General features: G+C 74.6%; 18 protein-coding genes. 4 read left to right on the plus strand and 14 right to left on the minus strand.

The window, feature by feature from the left end; translation table 11 throughout:
• The first annotated feature begins 49 nt into the window (after window positions 1-49).
• On the plus strand, window positions 50-601 hold the full coding sequence (locus LPA42_RS21095; protein WP_077936714.1) for a GNAT family N-acetyltransferase: 552 nt from the start codon (window positions 50-52) through the stop codon (window positions 599-601).
• Here the strand turns inward: LPA42_RS21095 and LPA42_RS21100 are convergent.
• Window positions 523-1,767: a glycosyltransferase family 87 protein gene (locus LPA42_RS21100; RefSeq protein WP_077936713.1), complete on the minus strand. Its 1,245-nt coding sequence runs from the start codon at window positions 1,765-1,767 to the stop codon at window positions 523-525. The two genes, LPA42_RS21095 and LPA42_RS21100, sit on opposite strands and share 79 nt — an antisense overlap.
• Before the next feature lie 35 nt (window positions 1,768-1,802).
• Between LPA42_RS21100 and LPA42_RS21105 the strand changes: the two genes are divergently transcribed.
• Complete coding sequence (locus tag LPA42_RS21105; protein WP_077936712.1) at window positions 1,803-2,399, plus strand: GNAT family N-acetyltransferase; 597 nt, start codon at window positions 1,803-1,805, stop codon at window positions 2,397-2,399.
• 68 nt (window positions 2,400-2,467) lie between these two features.
• The gene (locus LPA42_RS21110; protein ID WP_077936711.1) at window positions 2,468-3,511 is read left to right on the plus strand and encodes a sigma-70 family RNA polymerase sigma factor; all 1,044 of its coding nucleotides are present in this window, start codon (window positions 2,468-2,470) and stop codon (window positions 3,509-3,511) included.
• Between the two features lie 17 nt (window positions 3,512-3,528).
• On the opposite strand, the gene LPA42_RS21115 is transcribed toward LPA42_RS21110, so the two are convergent.
• The 4 genes from LPA42_RS21115 to LPA42_RS21130 all read right to left on the minus strand — a co-directional run bounded on the left by LPA42_RS21115 (window position 3,529) and on the right by LPA42_RS21130 (window position 7,880).
• Window positions 3,529-4,431 (minus strand): carbohydrate ABC transporter permease, encoded by a 903-nt coding sequence (locus tag LPA42_RS21115; RefSeq protein ID WP_077936710.1) that lies wholly within the window; start codon window positions 4,429-4,431, stop codon window positions 3,529-3,531.
• Between the two features lies 1 nt (window position 4,432).
• A complete protein-coding gene (locus tag LPA42_RS21120) occupies window positions 4,433-5,512 on the minus strand; it encodes a carbohydrate ABC transporter permease (protein ID WP_077936709.1) in 1,080 nt (359 codons plus the stop codon).
• A gap of 70 nt (window positions 5,513-5,582) precedes the next feature.
• Entirely contained in the window at window positions 5,583-6,827 is a 1,245-nt protein-coding gene (locus LPA42_RS21125) for an extracellular solute-binding protein (RefSeq protein WP_077936708.1), read from the minus strand.
• Window positions 6,828-6,851: 24 nt separating this feature from the next.
• A complete protein-coding gene (locus tag LPA42_RS21130) occupies window positions 6,852-7,880 on the minus strand; it encodes a LacI family DNA-binding transcriptional regulator (protein ID WP_077936707.1) in 1,029 nt (342 codons plus the stop codon).
• A 121-nt stretch (window positions 7,881-8,001) separates the two neighbouring features.
• Between LPA42_RS21130 and LPA42_RS21135 the strand changes: the two genes are divergently transcribed.
• Window positions 8,002-10,116 (plus strand): glycogen debranching N-terminal domain-containing protein, encoded by a 2,115-nt coding sequence (locus LPA42_RS21135; protein WP_096761603.1) that lies wholly within the window; start codon window positions 8,002-8,004, stop codon window positions 10,114-10,116.
• Here LPA42_RS21135 and LPA42_RS21140 read toward each other — a convergent pair.
• From LPA42_RS21140 to LPA42_RS21180, 9 genes are all read right to left on the minus strand, one after another.
• On the minus strand, window positions 10,097-10,579 hold the full coding sequence (locus tag LPA42_RS21140; RefSeq protein WP_077936705.1) for a GNAT family N-acetyltransferase: 483 nt from the start codon (window positions 10,577-10,579) through the stop codon (window positions 10,097-10,099). The genes LPA42_RS21135 and LPA42_RS21140 overlap by 20 nt on opposite strands.
• 74 nt (window positions 10,580-10,653) lie before the next feature.
• On the minus strand, window positions 10,654-11,421 hold the full coding sequence (gene dapB / locus LPA42_RS21145; protein ID WP_077936719.1) for a 4-hydroxy-tetrahydrodipicolinate reductase: 768 nt from the start codon (window positions 11,419-11,421) through the stop codon (window positions 10,654-10,656).
• Between the two features lie 119 nt (window positions 11,422-11,540).
• On the minus strand, window positions 11,541-12,911 hold the full coding sequence (locus LPA42_RS21150) for a pitrilysin family protein (protein ID WP_096761602.1): 1,371 nt from the start codon (window positions 12,909-12,911) through the stop codon (window positions 11,541-11,543).
• Window positions 12,912-13,040: 129 nt separating this feature from the next.
• Entirely contained in the window at window positions 13,041-15,422 is a 2,382-nt protein-coding gene (locus LPA42_RS21155) for a polyribonucleotide nucleotidyltransferase (protein WP_043962419.1), read from the minus strand.
• A 414-nt stretch (window positions 15,423-15,836) separates the two neighbouring features.
• Window positions 15,837-16,106, minus strand: a complete 270-nt coding sequence (gene rpsO, locus LPA42_RS21160) for a 30S ribosomal protein S15 (protein ID WP_043962418.1) — start codon at window positions 16,104-16,106, stop codon at window positions 15,837-15,839.
• Between the two features lie 619 nt (window positions 16,107-16,725).
• Entirely contained in the window at window positions 16,726-17,661 is a 936-nt protein-coding gene (locus tag LPA42_RS21165; RefSeq protein ID WP_043962417.1) for a bifunctional riboflavin kinase/FAD synthetase, read from the minus strand.
• An 84-nt stretch (window positions 17,662-17,745) separates the two neighbouring features.
• Window positions 17,746-18,630, minus strand: a complete 885-nt coding sequence (truB, locus tag LPA42_RS21170; RefSeq protein WP_043962416.1) for a tRNA pseudouridine(55) synthase TruB — start codon at window positions 18,628-18,630, stop codon at window positions 17,746-17,748.
• A 116-nt stretch (window positions 18,631-18,746) separates the two neighbouring features.
• Window positions 18,747-20,075, minus strand: coding sequence for an MATE family efflux transporter (locus LPA42_RS21175; protein ID WP_077936702.1), 1,329 nt, complete (start codon window positions 20,073-20,075; stop codon window positions 18,747-18,749).
• Between the two features lie 180 nt (window positions 20,076-20,255).
• Window positions 20,256-20,768 carry an adenylate kinase gene (locus LPA42_RS21180; protein ID WP_077936701.1) on the minus strand — a complete coding sequence of 171 codons (513 nt, stop codon included), beginning with the start codon at window positions 20,766-20,768 and terminating at the stop codon, window positions 20,256-20,258.
• Window positions 20,769-20,842 lie beyond the last annotated feature (74 nt).

Below are 20,842 nucleotides of genomic sequence, written 5' to 3' on the forward strand. Positions count from 1 at the left end.
CCGGTGCGGCTGGCTGGACGTCACGGCCACCGGGGCATACAACGGACGCATGCTGATCATCCGCCCCGAGGAGCCGGACGACGCCGAGGCGGTGGCCCGGGTGCACGTGCACGGCTGGCAGGACGGCTACGCCGGGTTCATGCCGGCGGAGGTGCTGGCCCGGCTCAACGTGGCGGCCTGGGCACAGCGCCGCCGGGACCTGGGCACGGCCGACCCGGAGCACCCGTTCACCACGCTGCTCGCCGAGCGCGACGGCGCGGTAATCGGGTTCACCACGTTCGGCCCGTACCGCAACCGGCAGGACCGGGCCGACCTCGACCATACGCTCGGCGAGGTGATCGCCATGTACGTCGAGCGGGCGCACTGGGGCGACGGGACGGCCGGGCGGCTGCTGGCGGCGGCGAAGCAGCGGCTGGCCGGGCGGGGCTGGACGGCGTACCGGCTGTGGGTGTTGCGGGACAACCGGCGGGCCCGGCGCTTCTACGAGCGGTCCGGGCTGTCGCCGGACGGCGAGCGGACCACCTACCCGGTGCCGCTGGCCGGCGGGGCGCCCCCGCTCGGGCTGGTCGAGCTGAGGTACGCGGGGCTGCTCGACGGCTGACCCGCCGGGCGGCGCACGGGCAGGAACAGCAGCAGGGCGAGGCTGATCCAGACGTAGGTGTTGCTGCCGAGGAAGCCGTCGATGCCGGTGAAGTCCTTCTCCCAGGCCCAGACGATGCGGCTGCACAGCAGGGCGTACCCGATGATCGCGGCGGCCAGCAGGACGCGGCGCTGGCGGCTGCGCGCGGGCGCCGCCGTGCCGTTGTCGACCAGCAGGATCAGCCCCGGCAGCAGCCAGACCAGGTGGTGCACCCAGGTCACGGGGCTGACCAGGCACATCAGCGCGCCGGTCAGGGCCAGGCCGGTGGCCTCGTCGCCGGCCCGGACCGCGGCCCGCGAGCGCCACGCCCAGACGGCGAGGGTGGCGAGGACCAGCGCCAGCCAGGCCACGGTGCTGGGGTGTTCGGGGTTGAGCCGGGCGACCACGCCCTGCAGCGACTGGTTCGACACGAACGCCAGCTCGCCGACGCGGCCGGTGTTCCACAGCGCGGAGGTCCAGAACTCGCGGGACGCGTCGGGGAAGAGCGCGGCGGCGACGAGGGTCGCCCCGGCGGCCGTGCCGGCGGCGGTCAGGGCGGCCCGCCAGCGGCCGGTGACCAGCAGGTAGACGAGGAAGATCCCCGGGGTCAGCTTGATCGCGGTGGCCAGCCCGATGCCCACTCCCGCCCAGCGGTTGCCCGCCGGCAGCAGCCGCAGCAGGTCCACCGCGACGAGGAACAGCAGCAGCATGTTGACCTGGCCGAAGTTGACCGTCTCGCGCATCGGCTCGAACGCGGCGGCCAGGCAGAGCGCCACGGCGAGGGCGAACCAGCCGGTCCAGCCGCAGCGGCGGGCGACCGGGGCGAGCAGCCACCAGATCAGCACGGCGCTGGTCACCACGGACGCGGTCACGCTCACCGCGATCGCGGCGGGCCACGGCAGGAGGGCCATCGGCAGCATGACCAGGGCGGCGAACGGCGGGTAGGTGAAGCCGTACTGGGTGCCGGGCTTGAGGAAGTCGTAGATCTCCCCGCCGTCGTGCACCCAGAAGTGGAGCGCGCCGTAGTAGACCTTCAGGTCGAAGAAGCCGTGCCGCACGGCCGCCACGGACAGGAACGCGGTCACCGCGACGGCGAGCCCGACCACCGCGGCGACCTGCCCGATCGTCCGTTTGGCACCCTGCGCCACCGTGGCCTCCCTCGCCCTGCGTAGGCTTCCGTCCCATGGCTCTCGGGTACGTCCGCCCGGCGCGTCCGGAAGACGCCGGCGAGATCGCACGCATCCAGCTCGCGACCTGGCGGGTCGCGTATCGCCGGATCCTGCCCCGGCACGTGCTCGACAACCTGGACGAGGAGTATCTCGCCAGGCGGTGGAGCGCGGCGGTTCAGGAGCCGCCCTCGGGCGCGCACCGGGTGCTCGTCGCCGTCGAACAGGCCGAACAATCGTATCTGGTGGGATTTGCCGCGTCCGGGCCGGCCGACGCCGAGTCCCTCGCCCCGAACGAGCCGGCCGAGGCGCTCGGGTCCGGCGTGGTGGCGGTGACGGACCTGCTGGTCGAGCCGCGCTGGGGGCGGCGCGGGCACGGCAGCCGGCTGCTGGCCGCGAGCGTGGACCTGTGGCGCTCCGACGGCTTCGACCGGGCGGTGGCGTGGGCGTTCGACGCCGACGCGGCGACCCGGAAGTTCCTCACCGGCGCGGGCTGGGAGCCCGACGGCGCGGCCCGCGCCCTCGACGTGGACGACATGCTGGTCAACCAGCTCCGGCTGCACGTGGCGGTGCCCGCCGAGGGCGCGGCGGAGGGCGACGCCGCCGCCGGCTGACCACGCGGTCTGCCTGCCGGCGCGTCGGGGTTGCCGGGAATGTCGGTGGTGCCGCCTACGGTGGCGGGATGAGCGTGTCGACGAGTCGTGCCCGCGCGACGCCGGCCCCAGCCCCTGCGCCGGCCGGGCCGCAGGAGCACCCGCCGTCGGAGCAGCATCCGCCGTCGGAGCAGCACCTGGAGAGGCACCGGGTGGAGCTCACCGGCTACTGCTACCGGATGCTCGGCTCGGCCTTCGACGCGGAGGACGCCGTCCAGGAGACGCTGCTGCGCGCCTGGCGGGGGCTGGCCGCGTTCGACGGCCGGTCCAGCGTCCGCACCTGGGTCTACCGGATCGCCACCAACGTGTGCCTCGACCTGCTGCGCGGCCGGTCCCGCCGGGCGGTCCCGACCGACCTCGCCGGGCCGTCGGCGCCGGTGCTGTCGGCGCTGGGCGAGCCCCGGCCCGCCGGGGAGTGGGTCGGGCCGGCCCCCGACGCCCGGGTGCTGCCCGTTGGCGGGGATCCGGCGGAGGTGGCGGTGGCCCGGGAGTCGGTGCGGCTGGCCTTCGTCGCGACGTTGCAGCACCTGCCGCCCCGGCAGCGGGCGGTGCTGATCCTGCGCGACGTGCTGCGCTGGCGGGCCGACGAGGTCGCCGGCCTGCTCGACACCAGCGTGGCGGCGGTCAACAGCGCGTTGCAGCGGGCCCGCGCGACGCTGGCCGCCCGGGGTGTCGACGCCGACCCGCCGGCCGCCGCCCTCGACGCCGCGCACCGCGAGCTGCTCGACCGCTACGTGCGCGCCTTCGAGCGGTACGACATCGACGCGCTGGTCGCGCTGCTGCGGGCGGACGCCGTGCAGACCATGCCGCCCTACCGGCTCTGGCTGCGCGGCGCGGGTGACATCGGGCGTTGGATGACCGGCCCGGGGGCCGGCTGCGCGGGCTCCCGGCTGGTCCCGGTGGCGGTCAACGGCGGCCCGGGGTTCGCGCAGTACCGACGGGATCCGGCGGGCGGTCACCGGCCGTTCTCGATCCAGCTGGTCGGCTGCTCCGGCCGCCGGGTCGCCCGGCTCAACTACTTCCTCGACCCGGCCCTGTTCCCGCTGTTCGGGCTGCCGGACCGGCTGCCCTGAGCCGCCCGGCGGCCCGGTCAGCCCTTGTCCGCGCCGTCGTTGGCGTCCCGCACGAAATACCGCTGGAAGACCACGAACAGCACCGCGACCGGGATGGTGGCCAGCAGCGCCGCGCCGAGCTTGAGCGGATACTGGGTGCCCTTGCCCAGCGAGCCGCTGACCAGGTCGGCCAGGCCGCGCGGCAGGGTGAACAGGTCCGGGTCCTGCACCGCGACCAGGCTGTGCGGGAACTCGTTCCAGGAGCCCTGGAACGACAGGATGGTCAGCGTGATCAGCGCCGGCTTCGCCATCGGCAGCACCACCGACCAGAACGTGCGGAAGACGCCCGCCCCGTCGATGCGGGCGGCCTCCTCCACGCTGACCGGGATCGACTCGAAGAACTGCTTCATGATGAACACGCCGGCCGCGTCGGCGAGCAGCGGCACCACCAGGCCGGCGTAGCTGTCGTACATGCCGAGCTGGTTGAGCACGAGGAACTTCGGGATCAGCAGCACCACGCCGGGCACCGCCAGCACCGCGACGACCGCGGCGAAGAGCCCGGCGCGGCCCCGGAAACGCAGCCGGGCCAGGGCGTAGCCGGCGAGCGAGTCGAAGAACACCCGGCCGAGGGTGACCAGCACGGTGACCAGCAGCGAGTTGCCGAGCCAGAGCGGGAAGGCGGTGCCCGCGAAGATCCGTTCGAAGCCGGCCAGCGACAGCGGGTCCGGGATGGGCGAGAGCGGGTTGGCCGCCGCGTCCGGCTCGGTCTTGAGCGAGTTGCCGATCTGGATGACGAACGGGTAGAGGAACACCAGCGCGAAGAAGACCAGGATCGCGTACCCGACGAGGCGGCTCGCCAGCGTGCGGGCCGCGCGGTCGTGGGCGCGGCGCGGCCGGGCGGGCGGCGCGGGTGCCGCCGGCCGGTCGGTGAGCACGGCCATCTCAACCCCCTTCCGGTACGCGTCGACGCCACCACCGGCCGCGGCGGGGCGCGGCGGGCTCCCGGTCGGCCATCAGCCGGCGCTGGAGCAGGGTGAGCACGATGATGATCAGGAACAGCACGAACGAGATGGCCGCGCCGGAGCCGTAGTCGAAGTCCCGGAACGCGGTGCGGTACGACAGGTACGCGGGGGTGAGCGTGGTCTTGGCCGGCTCGCCCTGGCTCATCACGTACACCTGGTCGAAGACCTGCCAGGAGCCGATCAGGCCGAGGGTGAGCACGAGGAACGTGGTCGGCTTGATCATCGGCAGGGTGACGTGCCGGAAGCGCTGCCAGCGGCCGGCCCCGTCGAGGGTGCTGGCCTCGTCGAGGGCCACCGGGACGTTCTGCAGCGCGGCGAGGAACATCAGCATGAACGTGCCGGAGGTGGTCCAGACGACCAGCGTGATGATCGAGACCATGGCGACGCTCGGCCCGGACAGCCAGTCCCACCAGCTCAGCCCGAGCGGCCCGCCGGCGGCGAGCGCGGCCGGCGGCGCGTCCACGCCGACCGCGCCGAGCAGCAGGTGCAGCACGCCCCGGGAGTCGGCGAACCACTGCGGCCCCCGGATGCCGAGCATGCCGAGCAGGGCGTTGACCGCGCCGGAGTTGGCGAACAGGAACAGGAAGACCACGCTGATCGCCACCGAGCTGGTCACCGACGGGAAGTAGAACGCGGTACGGAAGAATCCCCGGCCCCGCAGCATCCGGTTGTTGACGACGAGGGCGAGCCCGAGCGCCAGCGCCGTCTGGGTCGGCACCACGATCGCCACGTAGTAGGCGTTGTTGCGCAGGCTGGTCATGAAGTCGCGGCGGGCCAGCCCCTCCTCGGCGAACAGCCGGGTGTAGTTGTCGGCCCCGACGAACGGGACCCGACCGGTGAACGGGCTGCCCTGGCCGTTCCAGTCGGTGAGGCTCACCCAGAGCGCCATCAGGATCGGCAGCAGCAGGAACAGGCCGAGGATGACGACCACCGGGGCGACGAAGAGCCACCCGGCGAGGTTCTCGTTGCTCCGGACGCCGCGCGCGACGCGGTTGCCCATCTTCCCTCCTCCCTGGAAGGAAGGGCCCCTTGTTAACGCATACGGTTAATAAGGGGCCCTTCCTTGCACCTCAGCCGGCGAGCGCCGCCTTGGCGTTGGCGTCGAAGCGGGCGAGGACGGCCTTCGGGTCGCCGTTGGCCAGCCCCTGCAGGCCGGTGTCGAGGTCGCCGAGGACGCTGTCCATCTTCGGCGCGTTCACCGGGCCCTGGGCGTACTGCGCGCCGTCGACGAACGGCTTGTCGGCCGGGAAGGCGGCGGTGTACTGGTCGCGCACGGACTGCCGGGACGGCATGACGCCGAACGCCTTGGCGAACGTCATCTGCTGGTCGCCGGCGGTCATCGCCTCGACGAACCTGATCGCCTGCTCCTTGTACCGGCTCTTGGCGGCGATGCCCCAGCACTGGGTGAAGGAGAGCGTCCCCTTGCCCTTGGGGCCGGCGGGCAGCTCGACGACGCGGTACTTCACGTCGGGGAAGTCGTTCTGCAGGGCGCCCTTGATCCAGTTGCCCTCGATGGTCATGACGGCCTTGCCCTTGCCGAAGGCCTCGCCGGACCAGCCGGCGTCGAGCTGCTTCGGGTACCGGGCCAGGCCCTCGTCCAGCATCGTCCGCACGTACTGGAGGGCGGCCAGGTTCTCCGGGGTGTCAGCCGTGGCCTGCTTGCCGTCGGGGCTGACCAGCCAGCCGCCGTTCTGCACGAGGAACGCGCCGATCCGGTCCCGGGTGTCGCCGAGGGCCAGCGGCACCAGGCCCCTGGCCTTGATCTTGCGGGCGGCGGCGGTGAGCTGGTCCCAGGTGGTCGGAACGTCGGCGTCGGTCAGGCCGGCCTTCGCCCACAGGTCCGTGTTGATCTGGAGCGCGAGGGTGGAGAAGTCCTTGGGCGCGCAGTAGAGCTTGCCGTCGTACGTGAACGTGGTGCGCAGGCTGGGGTAGAAGTCGTCCGGGCTGCTGATCCGGTCGCCGTAGGGCTCCAGCGCGCCGACGCTGGCGTAGTCGGCGAACCGGCTGGCGTCGACATAGAAGACGTCGGGCGGGCTGCCGCCGGCGAGGGCCTGGCCGAGCTGCTGGGTGAGGTCCTGCGCCGGGGTGACGGTGGCGCTGTTTCCGGAGCCGGCGGCCCACGTCGCGGCGGCGGCCTGGACCGCCTTCGTCTCGGCGTCGCCGGAGGACCCGATCAGGATCTGGAGGCTGGCCGGGCCGGTGGACTGGGCGGCGTCGGTGGAGTCGTCGAAGCCGCTGCCGCAGGCGGCGGAGCCGAGCAGCGCCACGGCGGCGACGCCGGCGACTGTCGCGCGGCGCAGGGATCGGGGTGTCATCTCACTCTCCTGGGGGTGGTGGGGTCACGCGGTCTGGCGTCGCACCAGCGAGGGCTGGAGCAGCACCGGGGAGTCGACGGGCTGCCCGTCGAGCACGCCGGTGAGCAGGTCGACGCAGCGGGCGGCGGCCACGCCGAGGGGCTGGCTGACGCTGGTGAGGCCGACGGCAGCGGCGACGGGGGTGTCGTCGAAGCCGACGACGGCGACGGGCCCGCCGGGCGTCGGGGGGCCGGCGGGCGGGGCGTACGCGGCGCTTCCGCGCACCGCCTGGAGCGCGCCGAGGGCGAGGGAGTCGCTGGCGCAGACGACGGCGGTCGGCGGCTCGGCCGCGGCGAGCAGCTCGCGCATCGTCCGTTCGCCCTCGGCGATGCCGTCGACGGTCTCGCGGTCCAGCCCGCCGGGGTCGACGCCGGCCTCGCGCAGCGTCTCGTGCCAGCCGGAGCGGCGCTCGCCGCCGACCGCCGAGGTGGGCAGCGGCCAGCCGATGTAGCCGATCCGCCGGTGGCCGGTGGCCAGCAGGTGGCGGGTGGCCTGGGCCGTCCCGGCGGCGTTGTCGACGTCGACCCAGGGGTGCGGGTCGGGCGCGTCCCACGGGCGGCCGAACGTCACGAACGGCACGTCCCGCCCGGCCAGCCAGGCGGTACGGGGGTCGCCGCGCTCGGTGCCGGTGAGCACGAACGCGTCCAGGTCGTACGCGCCGAGCAGGTCGTCGAAGGCGTCGATCTCCTGGTGGGCGTCGGTGGCGGTGTAGAGCATGACCCGGTAGCCGGCGCTCTCGGCGGTCTCGGTGAGCCCGTGCAGGAACCGGTCGAGCACGGAGCCGTTGATCCCGTCCCGGGTCGGCTCGATGCGCACGGCGATGAGCCGGGACCGGCCGGTGCGCATCTGCCGGGCGGCCTGGTTGGCGCGGTAGCCGAGCTCGGTGATCGCCTCCTGCACCCGGAGTCGGGTCTCCTCGCGGACGATGTGCGGCGCGTTGAGCACGTTGGACACCGTCTGGCGGCTCACCCGGGCATGTGCGGCCACAGTGGAGATGGTCACCTTCTGCGACATGAATCCCCCTTGCGGTCTTGAACGATCAAATGCCGATCCGGCAGGATTAGATCGTTCAAGTTGCCGGAATGTTTCGAACCTTGCACCGCCCCGGACGATCTGTCAAGACTGGAGCCCCGCCGTGACCCCACCCCGCCTGCAACCCCTGCTGCACGACCTCGTCGGGCTGGTCCACGCCCCGACCAGCGCGCTGGGCGACGCGGCCGGACAGGTCCGCCCGTCCGGCGTGCAGGGCGTCTTCCACGCCGACGCCCGCGTGCTGTCCCGGGCCGAGCTGCGCGTCGACGACCGCGAGCCCGAGGCGCTGGCCCGGGGGCCCGTCGGCCCGCACGCCGCCCGCTTCGCCGGCCTCGCCCGGTGGCTCGGCGACCCCGGGCCCGACCCGACCGTCCGGGTCGACCGGGTCCGCCGCCTCGCACCGGCCGGCCTCGCCGAGGAGATCCACGTCGTCTCCACCGCCGCCACCGGGGTACGGGCCACCGTCAGCGTCGACCTCGGCTGCGACCTCGCCCCGATCGAGCTGGTCAAGTCCGGCGACGCCGCCGACCCGTTGGCGGCACGGGCCGACGGCCCCGGCCGCCTCGCCTGGTCCGGCGGCGACACCACCGTCACCGTCACCGGCGAGGGCGCGACCGTCGACGCCGCCGGCGACCGGGCCACCGCGCCCCGGCTGAGCTGGCCGGTCGAGCTGCCCCCGCGCGGCACGGTCACGCTGCGCTGGCGGCTCGCCGTCGACGACCCCCGCGCCGTGGTGACCGCCCCGCCCGCCGCACCCACCTGGGCCCGCCCCGAGGTCACCGCCGACGACCGGCGGCTGGTGCGCCTGCTCGACCGCTCCCTGGACGACCTGCACGCCCTGCGCCTGGCCGAGCCCGCCCACCCCGGCGATGTCTTCCTCGCCGCCGGGGTGCCCTGGTTCCTCACCCTCTTCGGGCGCGACAGCCTGTGGGCGGCCCGGATGCTGCTGCCGCTGGGCACCGAGCTGGCCGCCGGCACGCTGCGGGTGCTCGCCCGGCGGCAGGGCACGCGGGTCGACCCGGCCACCGGCGAGGCCCCCGGCAAGATCCTGCACGAGCTGCGCCGGCACGAGTTCGCCGCCGGCGCGGGGCTGCGGCTGCCGCCGGCGTACTACGGCACGGTCGACGCCACCATGCTCTGGGTCGCCCTGCTGCACGACGCGTGGCGCTGGGGGCTGCCGGCCGAGCAGGTGCAGCCGCTCCTGCCGCACCTGGAGGCCGCGCTCGCCTGGCTCGGCGAGCACGCCGACGCCGACGGCGACGGCCTCGTCGAATACGTCGACACCACCGGCCACGGCCTGGCCAACCAGGGCTGGAAGGACTCCGGCGACGCCGTCCGGTTCCGCGACGGCCGGCAGGCGCAGGCGCCGATCGTCCTGGCCGAGGTGCAGGGCTACGCGTACGAGGCGGCGGTCGCCGGTGCGGCGCTGCTGGACGCGTTCGACCGCCCCGGCGGGGACCGGTGGCGCGCACACGCGGCCCGGCTGGCCGACCGGTTCCGGGCCACCTTCTGGGTCGACGGGCCGCACGGCCCCCAGCCGGCGCTGGCGCTGGACCGGGACAAGCGCCCGGTCGACTCGCTGACCAGCAACATCGGCCACCTGCTCGGCACCGGGCTGCTCACCGCCGACGAGTCGGCGCAGGTGGCCCGGCTGCTCACCACCGAGGCCCTGGCCGGCGGCTTCGGGCTGCGCACCATGTCCACCGGCGACGCCGGGTTCAGCCCGCTGTCGTACCACTGCGGTTCGATCTGGACCCACGACACGGCGATCGTGCTCGCCGGGCTGGCCCGGGCCGGCTACCGCACGGCGGCGCTCGGCCTGGCCGACGGGCTGCTCGCCGCCGCCGAGGCGTTCGACCACCGGCTGCCCGAGCTGTACGGCGGCGACGACCGGGAGCTGCTCGGGCGGCCCGTGCCGTATCCGGCGGCGTGCCGGCCGCAGGCGTGGTCCGCCGCGTCGGCGGTGCTGCTGCTCCAGGCCGGCGTCGGGCTCTACCCCGACGTGCCGGCCGGCCGGGTGCGCTTGGCCCCGCTCGCCGGCCCGGGGCTCGGCGCCCTCGCCGCGCGCAACCTGCGCGTCGCGGGCGCCCGGGTCGACGTCACGGTCACCGCCGCCGGCGAGGCCACCGTCGACCGCCTCCCGTCGGCCCTGACCGCCACCCCGGTCCCCGCCCCCCGCCCCGCCACCGAGGCGGGCGTCAGGGGGTCGGCGGGGTGACCAGCTCGGCGACCACCTCGTCGTCCTCCCACTCGCCGGTCGGCGCGAAGCCCAGGCGGGGATAGAGGGTGGCCGCGGCCGGGTTGTCGGGGTGGTACGACAGGCGCACGGCGGCGCAGCCGGGCTGGGCGCGCAGCCACGTCGCCAGGGTCGCCACCGTGGCCGCCCCGACCCCCCGGCCCTGCTCGGCGGCGTCGACGACCATCCCGCCGATCCAGCGGGCACCGTCGTCGTCGACGCCCCACATGACGTGCCCGACGACGGTGTCGTCGGCGTAGACGGCCAGGGAGGTCCACACGTCGCCGCGCAGGCTGGTCAGCAGGTAACGGGCCGCCATCGGATAGACCCAGGCGCGCTGGTCGTCGCGGGGCGCGACGTCGGCGACGGCCCGCCAGTTGTCGTCGTCGACCGGACGCAGGGTGACGTGCCGGCCGGCGCGGTCGCGGAGCTTCGAGTCGATCACCCGGGCAGCCTAGGTGCGGCGCGGCCGGCCGGCGACCGCTTTCCCCGCCGCGCCGGCCCGGTGGGCGCGGCCCGTCAGTCGAGCAGCGGGTCCAGGCCGATGGTCAGGCCCGGGCGGGTACGCACCGCGCGCACCGCCAGCAGCACGCCCGGCATGAACGACACCCGGTCGTACGAGTCGTGCCGGATGGTCAGCGTCTCGCCGGCCGTGCCGAACAGCACCTCCTGGTGGGCGACCAGGCCGGTGGCGCGGACGGCGTGCACGCGTACCCCGTCGATGTCGGCCCCCCGCGCGCCCGGCACCTCGTCCTTCGTGGCGTCCGGGGCGGGGCCCAGACCGGCCTCGGCGCGGGCCTGCGCGATCCGGCGGGCGGTGTGGGTGGCGGTGCCGCTGGGGGCGTCCAGCTTGCGCGGGTGGTGCTGCTCGATGATCTCGACGGACTCGAAGTGGCGGGCCGCCCGCTCCGCGAACTGCATCATCAGCACCGCGCCGATGCCGAAGTTGGGGGCGATCACCGCGCCCACCTCCGGCCGGGCGGCCAGCCAGTCGCGCACCTGGTCGAGCCGCCGCCCGGTGAAGCCGGTGGTGCCGACCACGGCGTGGATGCCCGCCTCGACGCACCAGCGCAGGTTGTCCATCACGACGTCGGGGGTGGTGAAGTCGACTGCCACCTCGGCCCCGGCGGCGGCGGACCGGTCGTCGCCCTGGTCGAGCGCCGCCACCAGCTCCATGTCGGCGGCCGCCTCGACGGCCCGGCACACCTCGACGCCCATCCGGCCCCGGGCACCCAGCACGGCGACCCGGATCGGCCCCTGCGGGCCCTTCCCCTGCTCGTCAGTCACGGCCACAACCTATCCCAGCCGCACCGGCCACACCGGGCCGGTCGCCGGCCGTCCCACGGGCGGACGGCGACGCCGACGGCGCACGGTCGGGCAGCCGGTCGGCGTGGTCGGGCAGCCGGTCAGGCGGAGAAGTCGCGCTCGCCGAACGGGCCGACGACGGCCAGGGACATCGGCTGGGCCAGCAGCTCGGCGGCGAGGGTGTTCACGTCGGCCGCGGTCACCGCGTCGACGCGGGCCAGCAGCTCGTCCACCGGCATCAGGTCGCCGTAGAGCAGCTCGCCCTTGGCCAGCCGGCTCATCCGGGAGCCGGTGTCCTCCAGGCCCAGCACGAACGAGCCCTTGCTCATCCCCTTGCCCCGGGCCACCTCGGCCTCCGTCAGCCCGTCTGCGGCCACCCGGCGCAGCTCCGCCCGGGTCAACTCCAGCACCTCGTCGACCTTGCCGGGGGCGCAGCCGGCATACACGGCGAACACGCCGCTGTCGGCGTACTGGCTGGCGTAGGAGTAGACCGAGTACGCCAGGCCGCGCCGCTCCCGGATCTCCTGGAACAGGCGGCTGGACATGCCGCCACCGAGGACGTTGTTGAGCACCCCGAGGGCGAAGCGCCGCCCGTCGACGCGGTCGATGCCGGGGCAGCCGAGGATGACGTGCGCCTGCTCGGTCTCCTTCGGCTCGACCAGGGTGGCCGCGGGCTGCACGCGTACCGCCGGGGTGGCCGACCGGTGCGGAGCCGGCGCCGCCGGGCCGGTGTCCAGCGGGGTGCCGGCGAGCGCCTCGCGGACCAGCCGGACCACGACGGCGTGGTCGAGGTTGCCGGCGGCGGCGACCACGATCTGCGGCGCGGTGTAGTGGCGGCGGTAGAAGTCCTGGATCTGCCGGCGGGTCATCGGGCTGACCGTCTCCTCCGTGCCGGAGATCAGCCGGCCGAGGGGGTGGTCGCCGTAGACGGCGCGGGTGAACAGGTCGTGCACCTCGTCGCCCGGCTCGTCGTCGTGCATGGCGATCTCTTCGAGGATGACGCCGCGCTCGGTCTCCACGTCGGCCGGCTCCAGCAGCGAGTCGGCGACCGCGTCGCACATGACGTCGATGGCCAGCGGCAGGTCCTCGTCCAGCACGCGGGCGTAGTAGCAGGTGTATTCCTTCGTGGTGAAGGCGTTCGTCTCGCCGCCCACCGCCTCGATCTCGGCGGAGATCTCCAGGGCGGTGCGCTTGTGGGTGCCCTTGAAGAGCAGGTGCTCCAGGAAGTGCGCGGCACCGGCCTGCGGGCCGGTCTCGTCGCGGGAGCCGACGGACACCCAGATGCCGAACGACACGCTGCGCATCGCGGGGATCGCCTCGGTGAGCACGCGCAGCCCGCTGGGCAGCACGGTACGGCGTACCGTCCCGCCCAGCGGGTCGTCGCTCAGCGTGCGGGTGACCGCGCGGGCCGACCCGCCGGCCCGCCCGGGCTGCCCCCCGGCAGCGTGCCGGACGGCCCCGGACGGGGCCACCCCCCGTCGACCCGCAGGGAAAGACGCGCGCTGGGCCCGGCTCACGGAAACCTGCTCTCAGTTCGACGAGGGGTGGGTGGTGCGGTGCCGCCGGCCGCCCGTCCCGGGCGGCCGGCGGTGGTGGGAACGTCAGCTGTGCCGGGTCCGGCGGCGCGGACGCTCGCCGCCCTCGCCACCCTCGCCGCCGCCCTGGCCGCGCTCGCCGCCGCCCGGGCCACGACCACCCCGGTCGCCGCGCTCGCGGTCCCCACGGTCACGCGGGCCCCGGTCGCCGCCCCGGCCGGCCGGACGCTCGTCGCCGGCGACCTCGCCGGTGGCGGCCGGCGCCTCGGCGCCCTCCGGGCGGACCTTGTCCAGGTAGATCTTGCCGCGGGCGTCGATGTCCGCGATCTCCACCTCGACCTTGTCGCCGACGTTGAGGAAGTCCTCGACCTTGTCGACCCGCTTGCCGTCGCCCACCTTGGAGATGTGCAGCAGGCCGTCGCGGCCCGGCAGCAGCGAGATGAACGCGCCGAACGCGGCGGTCTTGACCACCGTGCCCAGGAACCGCTCCCCCGCCTTCGGCAGGGTCGGGTTGGCGATCCCGTTGATCCGGTCGACGGCGGCCTGGGCCGACGGGCCGTTGGTCGCGCCGACGTAGATGGTGCCGTCGTCCTCGATGGAGATCTCGGCGCCGGTCTCGTCCTGGATGGCGTTGATCGTCTGGCCCTTCGGGCCGATCACCATGCCGATCTTGTCGACCGGGATCTTCACGGTGGTGACCCGCGGCGCGTACTCCGACATCTCGGCCGGCGCCTCGATGGCCCGCTGCATCACCTCGAGGATGGTCTGCCGGGCCTCGTACGCCTGCTGCAGCGCGGCGGCCAGCACGTCCGACGGGATGCCGTCGAGCTTGGTGTCGAGCTGGAGGGCGGTGACGAACTCCGGCGTGCCGGCGACCTTGAAGTCCATGTCGCCGAACGCGTCCTCGGCACCGAGGATGTCGGTCAGCGTCACGTACCGCGTCTTGCCCTCGACCTCGTCGGAGATGAGGCCCATGGCGATGCCGGCCACCGGCGCCTTCAGCGGCACACCGGCCGAGAGCAGGCCCAGCGTCGAGGCGCAGACCGAGCCCATCGAGGTGGAGCCGTTGGAGCCGAGCGCCTCCGAGACCTGCCGGATGGCGTACGGGAACTCCTCGCGCGAGGGCAGCACCGGGATCAGCGCCCGCTCGGCGAGCGCGCCGTGGCCGATCTCGCGCCGCTTCGGCGAGCCGACCCGGCCGGTCTCACCGGTCGAGTACGGCGGGAAGTTGTAGTTGTGCATGTAACGCTTGCGGTTCTCCGGCGAGAGGGTGTCCACCATCTGCTCCATGCGCAGCATGTTGAGGGTGGTCACGCCCAGGATCTGGGTCTCGCCGCGCTCGAACAGCGCCGAGCCGTGCACGCGGGGCAGGACGCCGACCTCGGCGGTCAGCGGGCGGATGTCGCGCGGGCCCCGGCCGTCGATCCGGACCTGCTCGCGCAGCACCCGGTTGCGGACCTCGGACTTGGTCAGCGACCGGAACGCGGCGGACAGCTCCTTCTCCCGGCCCTCGAAACGGCCGCCCAGCTCCTCGGCGACCTTGGCCTTGATCCGGTCCAGGGCCTCCTCGCGGTCGGCCTTGCCGGCGATCTTGAGGGCCTCGGCCACCTCGGCGCGGGCCACGTCGGCCACCGCGTCGTAGACGTCGGGCTGGTAGTCGAGGAAGACCGGGAACTCGGCGACCGGCTTGGCGGCCACCTCGGCCAGCTCGCTCTGCGCGCGGCACAGCTCGCGGATGGCCGGCTTGGCGGCCTCCAGGCCGCTGGCGACGACCTCCTCGGTCGGCGCGGTGGCGCCGCCCGCGATCAGGGTCACGGCGTGCGGGGTCGCCTCGGCCTCGACCATCATGATCGCGACCTCGCCGTCGGCGAGGGTGCGGCCGGCCACGACCATGTCGAAGGTGGCCCGGGCCAGCTCCTCCAGGGTCGGGAAGGCCACCCACTGGCCGTCCACGTGCGCGACGCGGGTCGCCCCGATCGGGCCGGAGAACGGCAGGCCGGAGAGCTTGGTCGACATCGACGCGGCGTTGATCGCGACCACGTCGTACGGGTGCTGCGGGTCGAGCGCGAGGACGGTCTCGACGACCTGGACCTCGTTGCGCAGGCCCTTGACGAACGACGGGCGCAGCGGCCGGTCGATCAGCCGGCAGGTGAGGATCGCGTCCTCGCTGGGCCGGCCCTCACGGCGGAAGAACGAGCCGGGGATCCGGCCCGCGGCGTACATCCGCTCCTCGACGTCGACGGTCAGCGGGAAGAAGTCGAACTGCTCCTTCGGCTGCTTGCCGGCGGTGGTGGCGGACAGGACGACCGTCTCGCCGAGCTGGGCGACGACGGAGCCGGCGGCCTGGCGGGCCAGCCGGCCGGTGGAGAAGGTGATCTCGCGGGTGCCGAAGGACCCGTTGTCGATCACGGCGGTGCGGGACTCGGTGCCGAGGTTGTGCTCGGTCATAGTGCGGTGGTGCTCCTTCGCATCGGGGGGTCCGCGACGCGGGGAGCTGCTCAGACGGCCGGTCTTCGATCGAAGCGCCCGGGGTGCCGGCGACTGCCGGGGCTCCCGGGGGCCACTACCGGAGACCGGTACGCTGACCGGCTCCCTGTCGGGTGGTCGCGCGGCCCCTGTTGTTCCTTCGTGCCCTCAAACCCTGAGGGCCGTTCTTCGTATCCGGTTGTTCTTCAGTGCCCGGTTGTTCTTCAGTGCCCTCAGACCGTGAGGGCCGTTCCTTCGGTCACCGGGAGGTGGTTCCTTCCGGACCTTCCCTCCGGCCCGATGGCCTGTTCCGCCCGATCCCGGACGCTTGAACGGGCGCTCAGGTGGCGGACGCCGAACGGGGGAGCGGCCCGCGCGGGCCGCTCCCCCGTGACGTCATCGGCGCAGGCCGAGCCGCTCGATGAGCGACCGGTAGCGGTTGATGTCCTTCTTCTGGACATAGTTGAGCAGCCGACGGCGACGGCCGACCAGCAGCAGCAGCCCACGGCGGCTGTGGTGGTCGTGCTTGTGCACCTTCAGGTGCTCGGTGAGCTCGGCGATCCGCTTGGTGAGGACCGCGACCTGCACCTCCGGCGAGCCGGTGTCGCCCTCGGCGGTCGCGTACTCCGCGCGGATCTTGGCCTTGGCTTCCTGGTCGAGCGCCATGTTCTCCCTGTTTCGTGGGTTGTTCGGTGATGTCCGTCGGATCGGTCAGGGGACCGGAAACGGACCGGCTCCTCGCTCCCGCGGCGTCGTGCAGGCACGCGAGGCCCCACGTCGGTCAGCCGACGTCCCAGCCAGCCTACCAGCCCCGCGCGGAACCGCCCGCCAAGGCCGGCCGGGAGGGCCCGGCGGCCGGCCTTGGCGGGCCCTGGCGGGCCTTAGTGGGCCTTGGTGGGCCTTGGTGGGCGGGCCTTGGCGCGGGCCCGGCGGGCGCTTCCGCCGGCCGGCGAGCCGCTCGCGCGCCACGTCGGCGAGTTGCCGGCGCGCCACGCCTGGCTGGCTTGCCCGCGAGCTGCCCGCGCGCCGCGGCGGCTGCCCGCGAGCTGCCCGCACGCCATGTCGGCGACATGGGGGTATCCCGGCGGCGGGAAGCCGCTATGTCGCCGACATGGCGGCGGCCTGCCCGCGCGACATGGCGGCGGCCTGCGCGCCGCGGCGGCGGCCCGCGCGCCATGGCGGCGCCACACCCGGAGGCATGGCGGCGCCACACCCGCCGACATGGCGGCGGCCCGACCGATGGGGCACGCCGCCAACCGGCCGCTGGGCCGACCCGGCCTGACGGTCAGGCGATGCCCAGCATCCGGCGGATCCGCGCCACGTCCTGGTTCATCTGGGCGATCAGCGGTTCCACCCCGTCGAACCGCACCTGGCCGCGCACGTGCTCGGTGAAGTCCAGGGCCACCCGCTCGCCGTACAGGTCGCCGGAGAAGTCCAGCACGTGCGCCTCGACCCGCCGGTCCCGGCCGGAGAACGTCGGATTGGTCCCCACCGAGATCGCGGCGGGCATTCGCTCCCGGCCGTCCTTGCGCAGGAACCAGCCGGCGTAGACGCCATCGGCGGGCACGGCCGCGTGCGGGTGGCAGAGCAGGTTGGCCGTCGGGAAGCCCAGCTCCCGGCCTCGCTGGTCGCCCAGGACCACGACCCCCTCCAGCCGGTGCGGACGGCCGAGCGCGGCCGCCGCCGCGGCGACGTCGCCGGCGTCGATGCGGGCCCGGATGTACGTGGACGAGAAGACGGTGTCGTCTTGGGCGACCAGCGGCGCGTCCTCGACGGCGAAGCCGAACGTCCGGCCGAGCTCCTCCAGCAGCGCCACGTCGCCGGCCGCCCGGTGCCCGAACCGGAAGTTCTGCCCCACCACCACGAGGGTGGCGTGCAGGTGCTCGACCAGGATGTCGTGCACGAACGCGTCGGCGGGCAGCCGGGAGAACTCCGGCGTGAACGGCACCACGCAGAGCACGTCCACGCCCAACGCCTCGATCAGCTCGGCCTTGCGGGTCAGCTCGGTGAGCACCGCCGGGTGCGAGCCGGGGCGGACCACCTCGGCCGGATGGGGGTCGAACGTCACCACCACCGACCGCACCCCCAGCTCACGGGCGCGGGCCACGGTGTGCCCGATCGTCGCCTGGTGGCCCCTGTGCACGCCGTCGAAGACGCCGATGGTGACGACCGAACTGCCCCAGCCGTCGGGCGTGGCGTCGTACCCCCGCCACCGCTGCATGACGCTCCTCCCCTGTCGTTGCCCCTGCCGGCCTCGGCCGGTCGTACCCCGCCGGCCGGGGCCGGCGGTCACCTGTCCCCGCCGTCACGCCGGGGCGAGCACGATCTCCGCGCGCGCCCGACCGTCCCGCTCGCTGACGATAGCGATCAAAGCGCCGTCGGGGCCGAAGACGGCGTACGGCCCGGCAATCCCGACCGGGTCGAGCGGGCCGCCGTGGGAGAGCACCTTCGCCTCGTCGGCGGTGGCCTCCCGGCGCGGGAAGAACCGGTCGGCCGCCGCGTCGAGGGGCAGGTTCACCACCTCGGGGGCGCGCCGCTCCAGCTCGTCGAGGGTCGCGGCCTCGCCGAGGGCGAAACCCCCGACGGCCGTACGGCGCAGCGCGGTGAGGTGGCCGCCGACCCCGAGCGCCAGGCCCGCGTCCCGGGCCAGCGCCCGGATGTACGTGCCGGACGAGCAGGTCACGTCGATGTCCACGTCCACCACGCCGGGCGTGTCCCGGCGGACGGCCAGCACGTCGAGGCGGCTGACGGTGACCCGGCGGGCGGGCAGGTCGACGCTCTCGCCGTCGCGCACCCGCTTGTACGCCCGCTCGCCGTTGATCTTGATGGCGCTCACCGCGCTCGGCACCTGGTCGATGTCGCCGGTGAGCGCGGCGAACGCCGCCCGGACCGCCTCGTCGGCGACGGCGTCGGCGGGCGTGACGGTGATCACGTCCCCCTCGGCGTCGTCGGTCACGGTGGCCTGCCCGAGCCGTACGGTGGCGGCGTAGCTCTTCCCGGCGCCGATGACGTACGTCAGCAGCCGGGTGGCCCGACCGACCCCGATCACCAGCACGCCGGTGGCCATCGGGTCGAGGGTGCCGCCGTGTCCGACCCGCCGGGTGCGCGCCAGGCGACGGATCCGCGCCACCACGTCGTGCGACGTCATGCCGCCGGGCTTGTCGACCACGATCAGACCGTCTGCGCTCACGACCGCCAAGCCTGCCAGACGGCGTCACGCCCCCCGCCACCGCACGGCACAATGCGGCGCACCCCTGGTGAGAAGGGTGCCCTTCTCTACCAAATGCGTTAACAGGGGGCCCTTCCTTACATCCCCCGCACGGCGCCGACCACCGCCCAGCCGCCGGAGCGCAGTCGCAGCAGCAGGGCCGCCAGCCGGAGCAGCACGAACAGCGTCAGGCCGGCCCAGATGCCGCCGAGACCCAGGTCGAACGCGTACGCCAGCCAGATCGCCGGCAGGAACCCGCCGAGCGCGGCGACGATCGTCAGGTTGCGCAGGTAGCGGACGTCACCCGCGCCGATCAGCACCCCGTCGAGGGCGAACACCACGCCGCCGATCGGCTGCAACGCCACCAGCCACGGCCAGGCGACCGCGGCCTGCCCGCGTACCTGGTCGTCGGAGCTGAACAGGCCGGGCACGACGCCGGCCCCGGCGGCGATGAGCACCGCGAACGCCACGCCGCAGACCGCGCCGAGCAGCGCCATCCGGCGGGCCAGGGCCCGGGCGACGGCGGCGTCGCCGGCACCGAGGGCCGCCCCGACCAGCGCCTGCGCGGCGATCGCGAGGGCGTCGAGCACCAGGGCGGTGAAGAACCACAGTTGTACGGCGATCTGGTGCCCGCCGACGGCCGCCGCCCCGAACCGGGCGGCCACGGCGGTGGCGGACAGGAAACTGGCCTGGAAGGCGACGCCCCGCACCAGCAGGTCCCGGCTGAGCACCAACTGCTGGCGGATCACCCGCAGGCGGGGCCGCAGGGCCACCCGCTCGCGGGCCAGGGCGGCGGCGAACAGGCCGCCGGAGAGAGTCTGCGCCAGCGCGTTCGCCACCGCCGAGCCGGTCAGCCCCCAGCCGACCGGATAGACCAGCAGGACGCAGAGCACCGCGGAGAGCAGGTTGGGGCCGAGCACGAACCACAGCGGCCGGCGGGTGTCCTGCACACCGCGCAGCCAGCCGTTGCCGGCGGCGGCGAGCAGCAGGCCGGGCGCGCCGAGCGCGGCGACCCGCAGCCACCGCGCCGCCGCGTCGGCGACCTCCCCGGGACCGGCCAACGCCTCGGCCAGCGGACCCGCACCGAACTGCATGCCGGCCGCGACCAGCACCCCCACCGCGAGCGCGAGCCAGGACGCCTGCACCCCCTCGGCGACGGCGGCGGAGCGGTCACCGGCGCCGAAGCGGCGGGCGGCCCGTCCGGTGATCCCGTACGCCAGGACGGTGCCCAACCAGGCGATCAGGGTCAGCACGGTGCCGGAGACGGCGAGCGCGGCCAGCGGCACCCGGCCCAGGTGGCCGATGACCGCCGTGTCGACCAGCACGTAGAGCGGCTCGGCGGCGAGCACCACGAGCGCGGGCAGGGCCAGCACGGCGATCCGGCGCGGCGAGGCGACGGCGGACGGGGCGGGGGCGGGTTGAGTCATCGACGCCGATCCTGACACGACCCGGGTAAGGGCTGCAAGACCGACGATTCCTTACTCATGGCCCACGCCCGCCTTCCGGCGGATGCTCGCCGAGGTGGTCGCGGCGCAGGCACGGGCCCTTCGGCGGCGGGGTCCGGTTCCGGGGCCGAGCAGCGCGGGGTCGACCTCGGGCCGGGGTGCTCAGCGGGACGGCAGGAGAGCCAGCCAGCGGCGCACCTGGGCGGGGCTGCGCAGCCGGACCACCGGCAGCCCCGGGGCGTGGGCGGCCACTGCGGCGAGCACCCGCGGGCGGGACCGGCGCGGATAGCGCACGACGTAGCCGAGGAAGTCGAGGTCGAGGCGCTCGGGGCAGCCGGGGGGCAGATCGGGGCGGCCGGACGAGCGGCGGGCCCAGCGGCGGCGGACGACCCGGGCGAGGCAGAGCGGCCAGGGCAGGTCCACCAGGACGAGCAGGTCGGCGCGGGGCAGCCGCAGGTCGAGGCTGCTGCCGTAGTTGCCGTCCATCACCCAGGCGGGCTCGGCGGCGAGCGCGGCGACGGTGGTGCGCCAGACGGCGTGGTCGGGGGCGATCCACCCGGGCCGCCAGTAGTGCCGGTCGAGGTGGACCAGCGGCAGGTCGAGCCGCCCGGCGACCGCGCGGGCCAGGGTGCTCTTGCCGGCACCGGAGCTGCCGACGACCAGGATCCGCCGCATGACCGACGAGGGTAGCCGGGGCGAGAGGGCTCAGGGGGCGTACCGGTCGGGCGGGACCGGTCGGGCGGTGATGC

It is taken from the genome of Micromonospora sp. DH13 (genome assembly GCF_020873825.1).
Taxonomy (GTDB): domain Bacteria; phylum Actinomycetota; class Actinomycetes; order Mycobacteriales; family Micromonosporaceae; genus Micromonospora; species Micromonospora haikouensis.

Bases quoted from the DNA above. Each gene is read 5' to 3' on its own strand.
- LPA42_RS21120 (WP_077936709.1), bottom strand. From the start codon at position 5,512: ATGGGCAACCGCGTCGCGCGCGGCGTCCGGAGCAACGAGAACCTCGCC.
- LPA42_RS21125 (WP_077936708.1), bottom strand. From the start codon at position 6,827: ATGACACCCCGATCCCTGCGCCGCGCGACAGTCGCCGGCGTCGCCGCC.
- LPA42_RS21130 (WP_077936707.1), bottom strand. From the start codon at position 7,880: ATGTCGCAGAAGGTGACCATCTCCACTGTGGCCGCACATGCCCGGGTG.
- LPA42_RS21165 (WP_043962417.1), bottom strand. From the start codon at position 17,661: ATGCAGCGGTGGCGGGGGTACGACGCCACGCCCGACGGCTGGGGCAGT.
- LPA42_RS21110 (WP_077936711.1), top strand. From the start codon at position 2,468: ATGAGCGTGTCGACGAGTCGTGCCCGCGCGACGCCGGCCCCAGCCCCT.
- rpsO (WP_043962418.1), bottom strand. From the start codon at position 16,106: ATGGCGCTCGACCAGGAAGCCAAGGCCAAGATCCGCGCGGAGTACGCG.
- LPA42_RS21095 (WP_077936714.1), top strand. From the start codon at position 50: ATGCTGATCATCCGCCCCGAGGAGCCGGACGACGCCGAGGCGGTGGCC.
- LPA42_RS21180 (WP_077936701.1), bottom strand. From the start codon at position 20,768: ATGCGGCGGATCCTGGTCGTCGGCAGCTCCGGTGCCGGCAAGAGCACC.
- LPA42_RS21155 (WP_043962419.1), bottom strand. From the start codon at position 15,422: ATGACCGAGCACAACCTCGGCACCGAGTCCCGCACCGCCGTGATCGAC.
- LPA42_RS21115 (WP_077936710.1), bottom strand. From the start codon at position 4,431: ATGGCCGTGCTCACCGACCGGCCGGCGGCACCCGCGCCGCCCGCCCGG.
- LPA42_RS21175 (WP_077936702.1), bottom strand. From the start codon at position 20,075: ATGACTCAACCCGCCCCCGCCCCGTCCGCCGTCGCCTCGCCGCGCCGG.
- LPA42_RS21105 (WP_077936712.1), top strand. From the start codon at position 1,803: ATGGCTCTCGGGTACGTCCGCCCGGCGCGTCCGGAAGACGCCGGCGAG.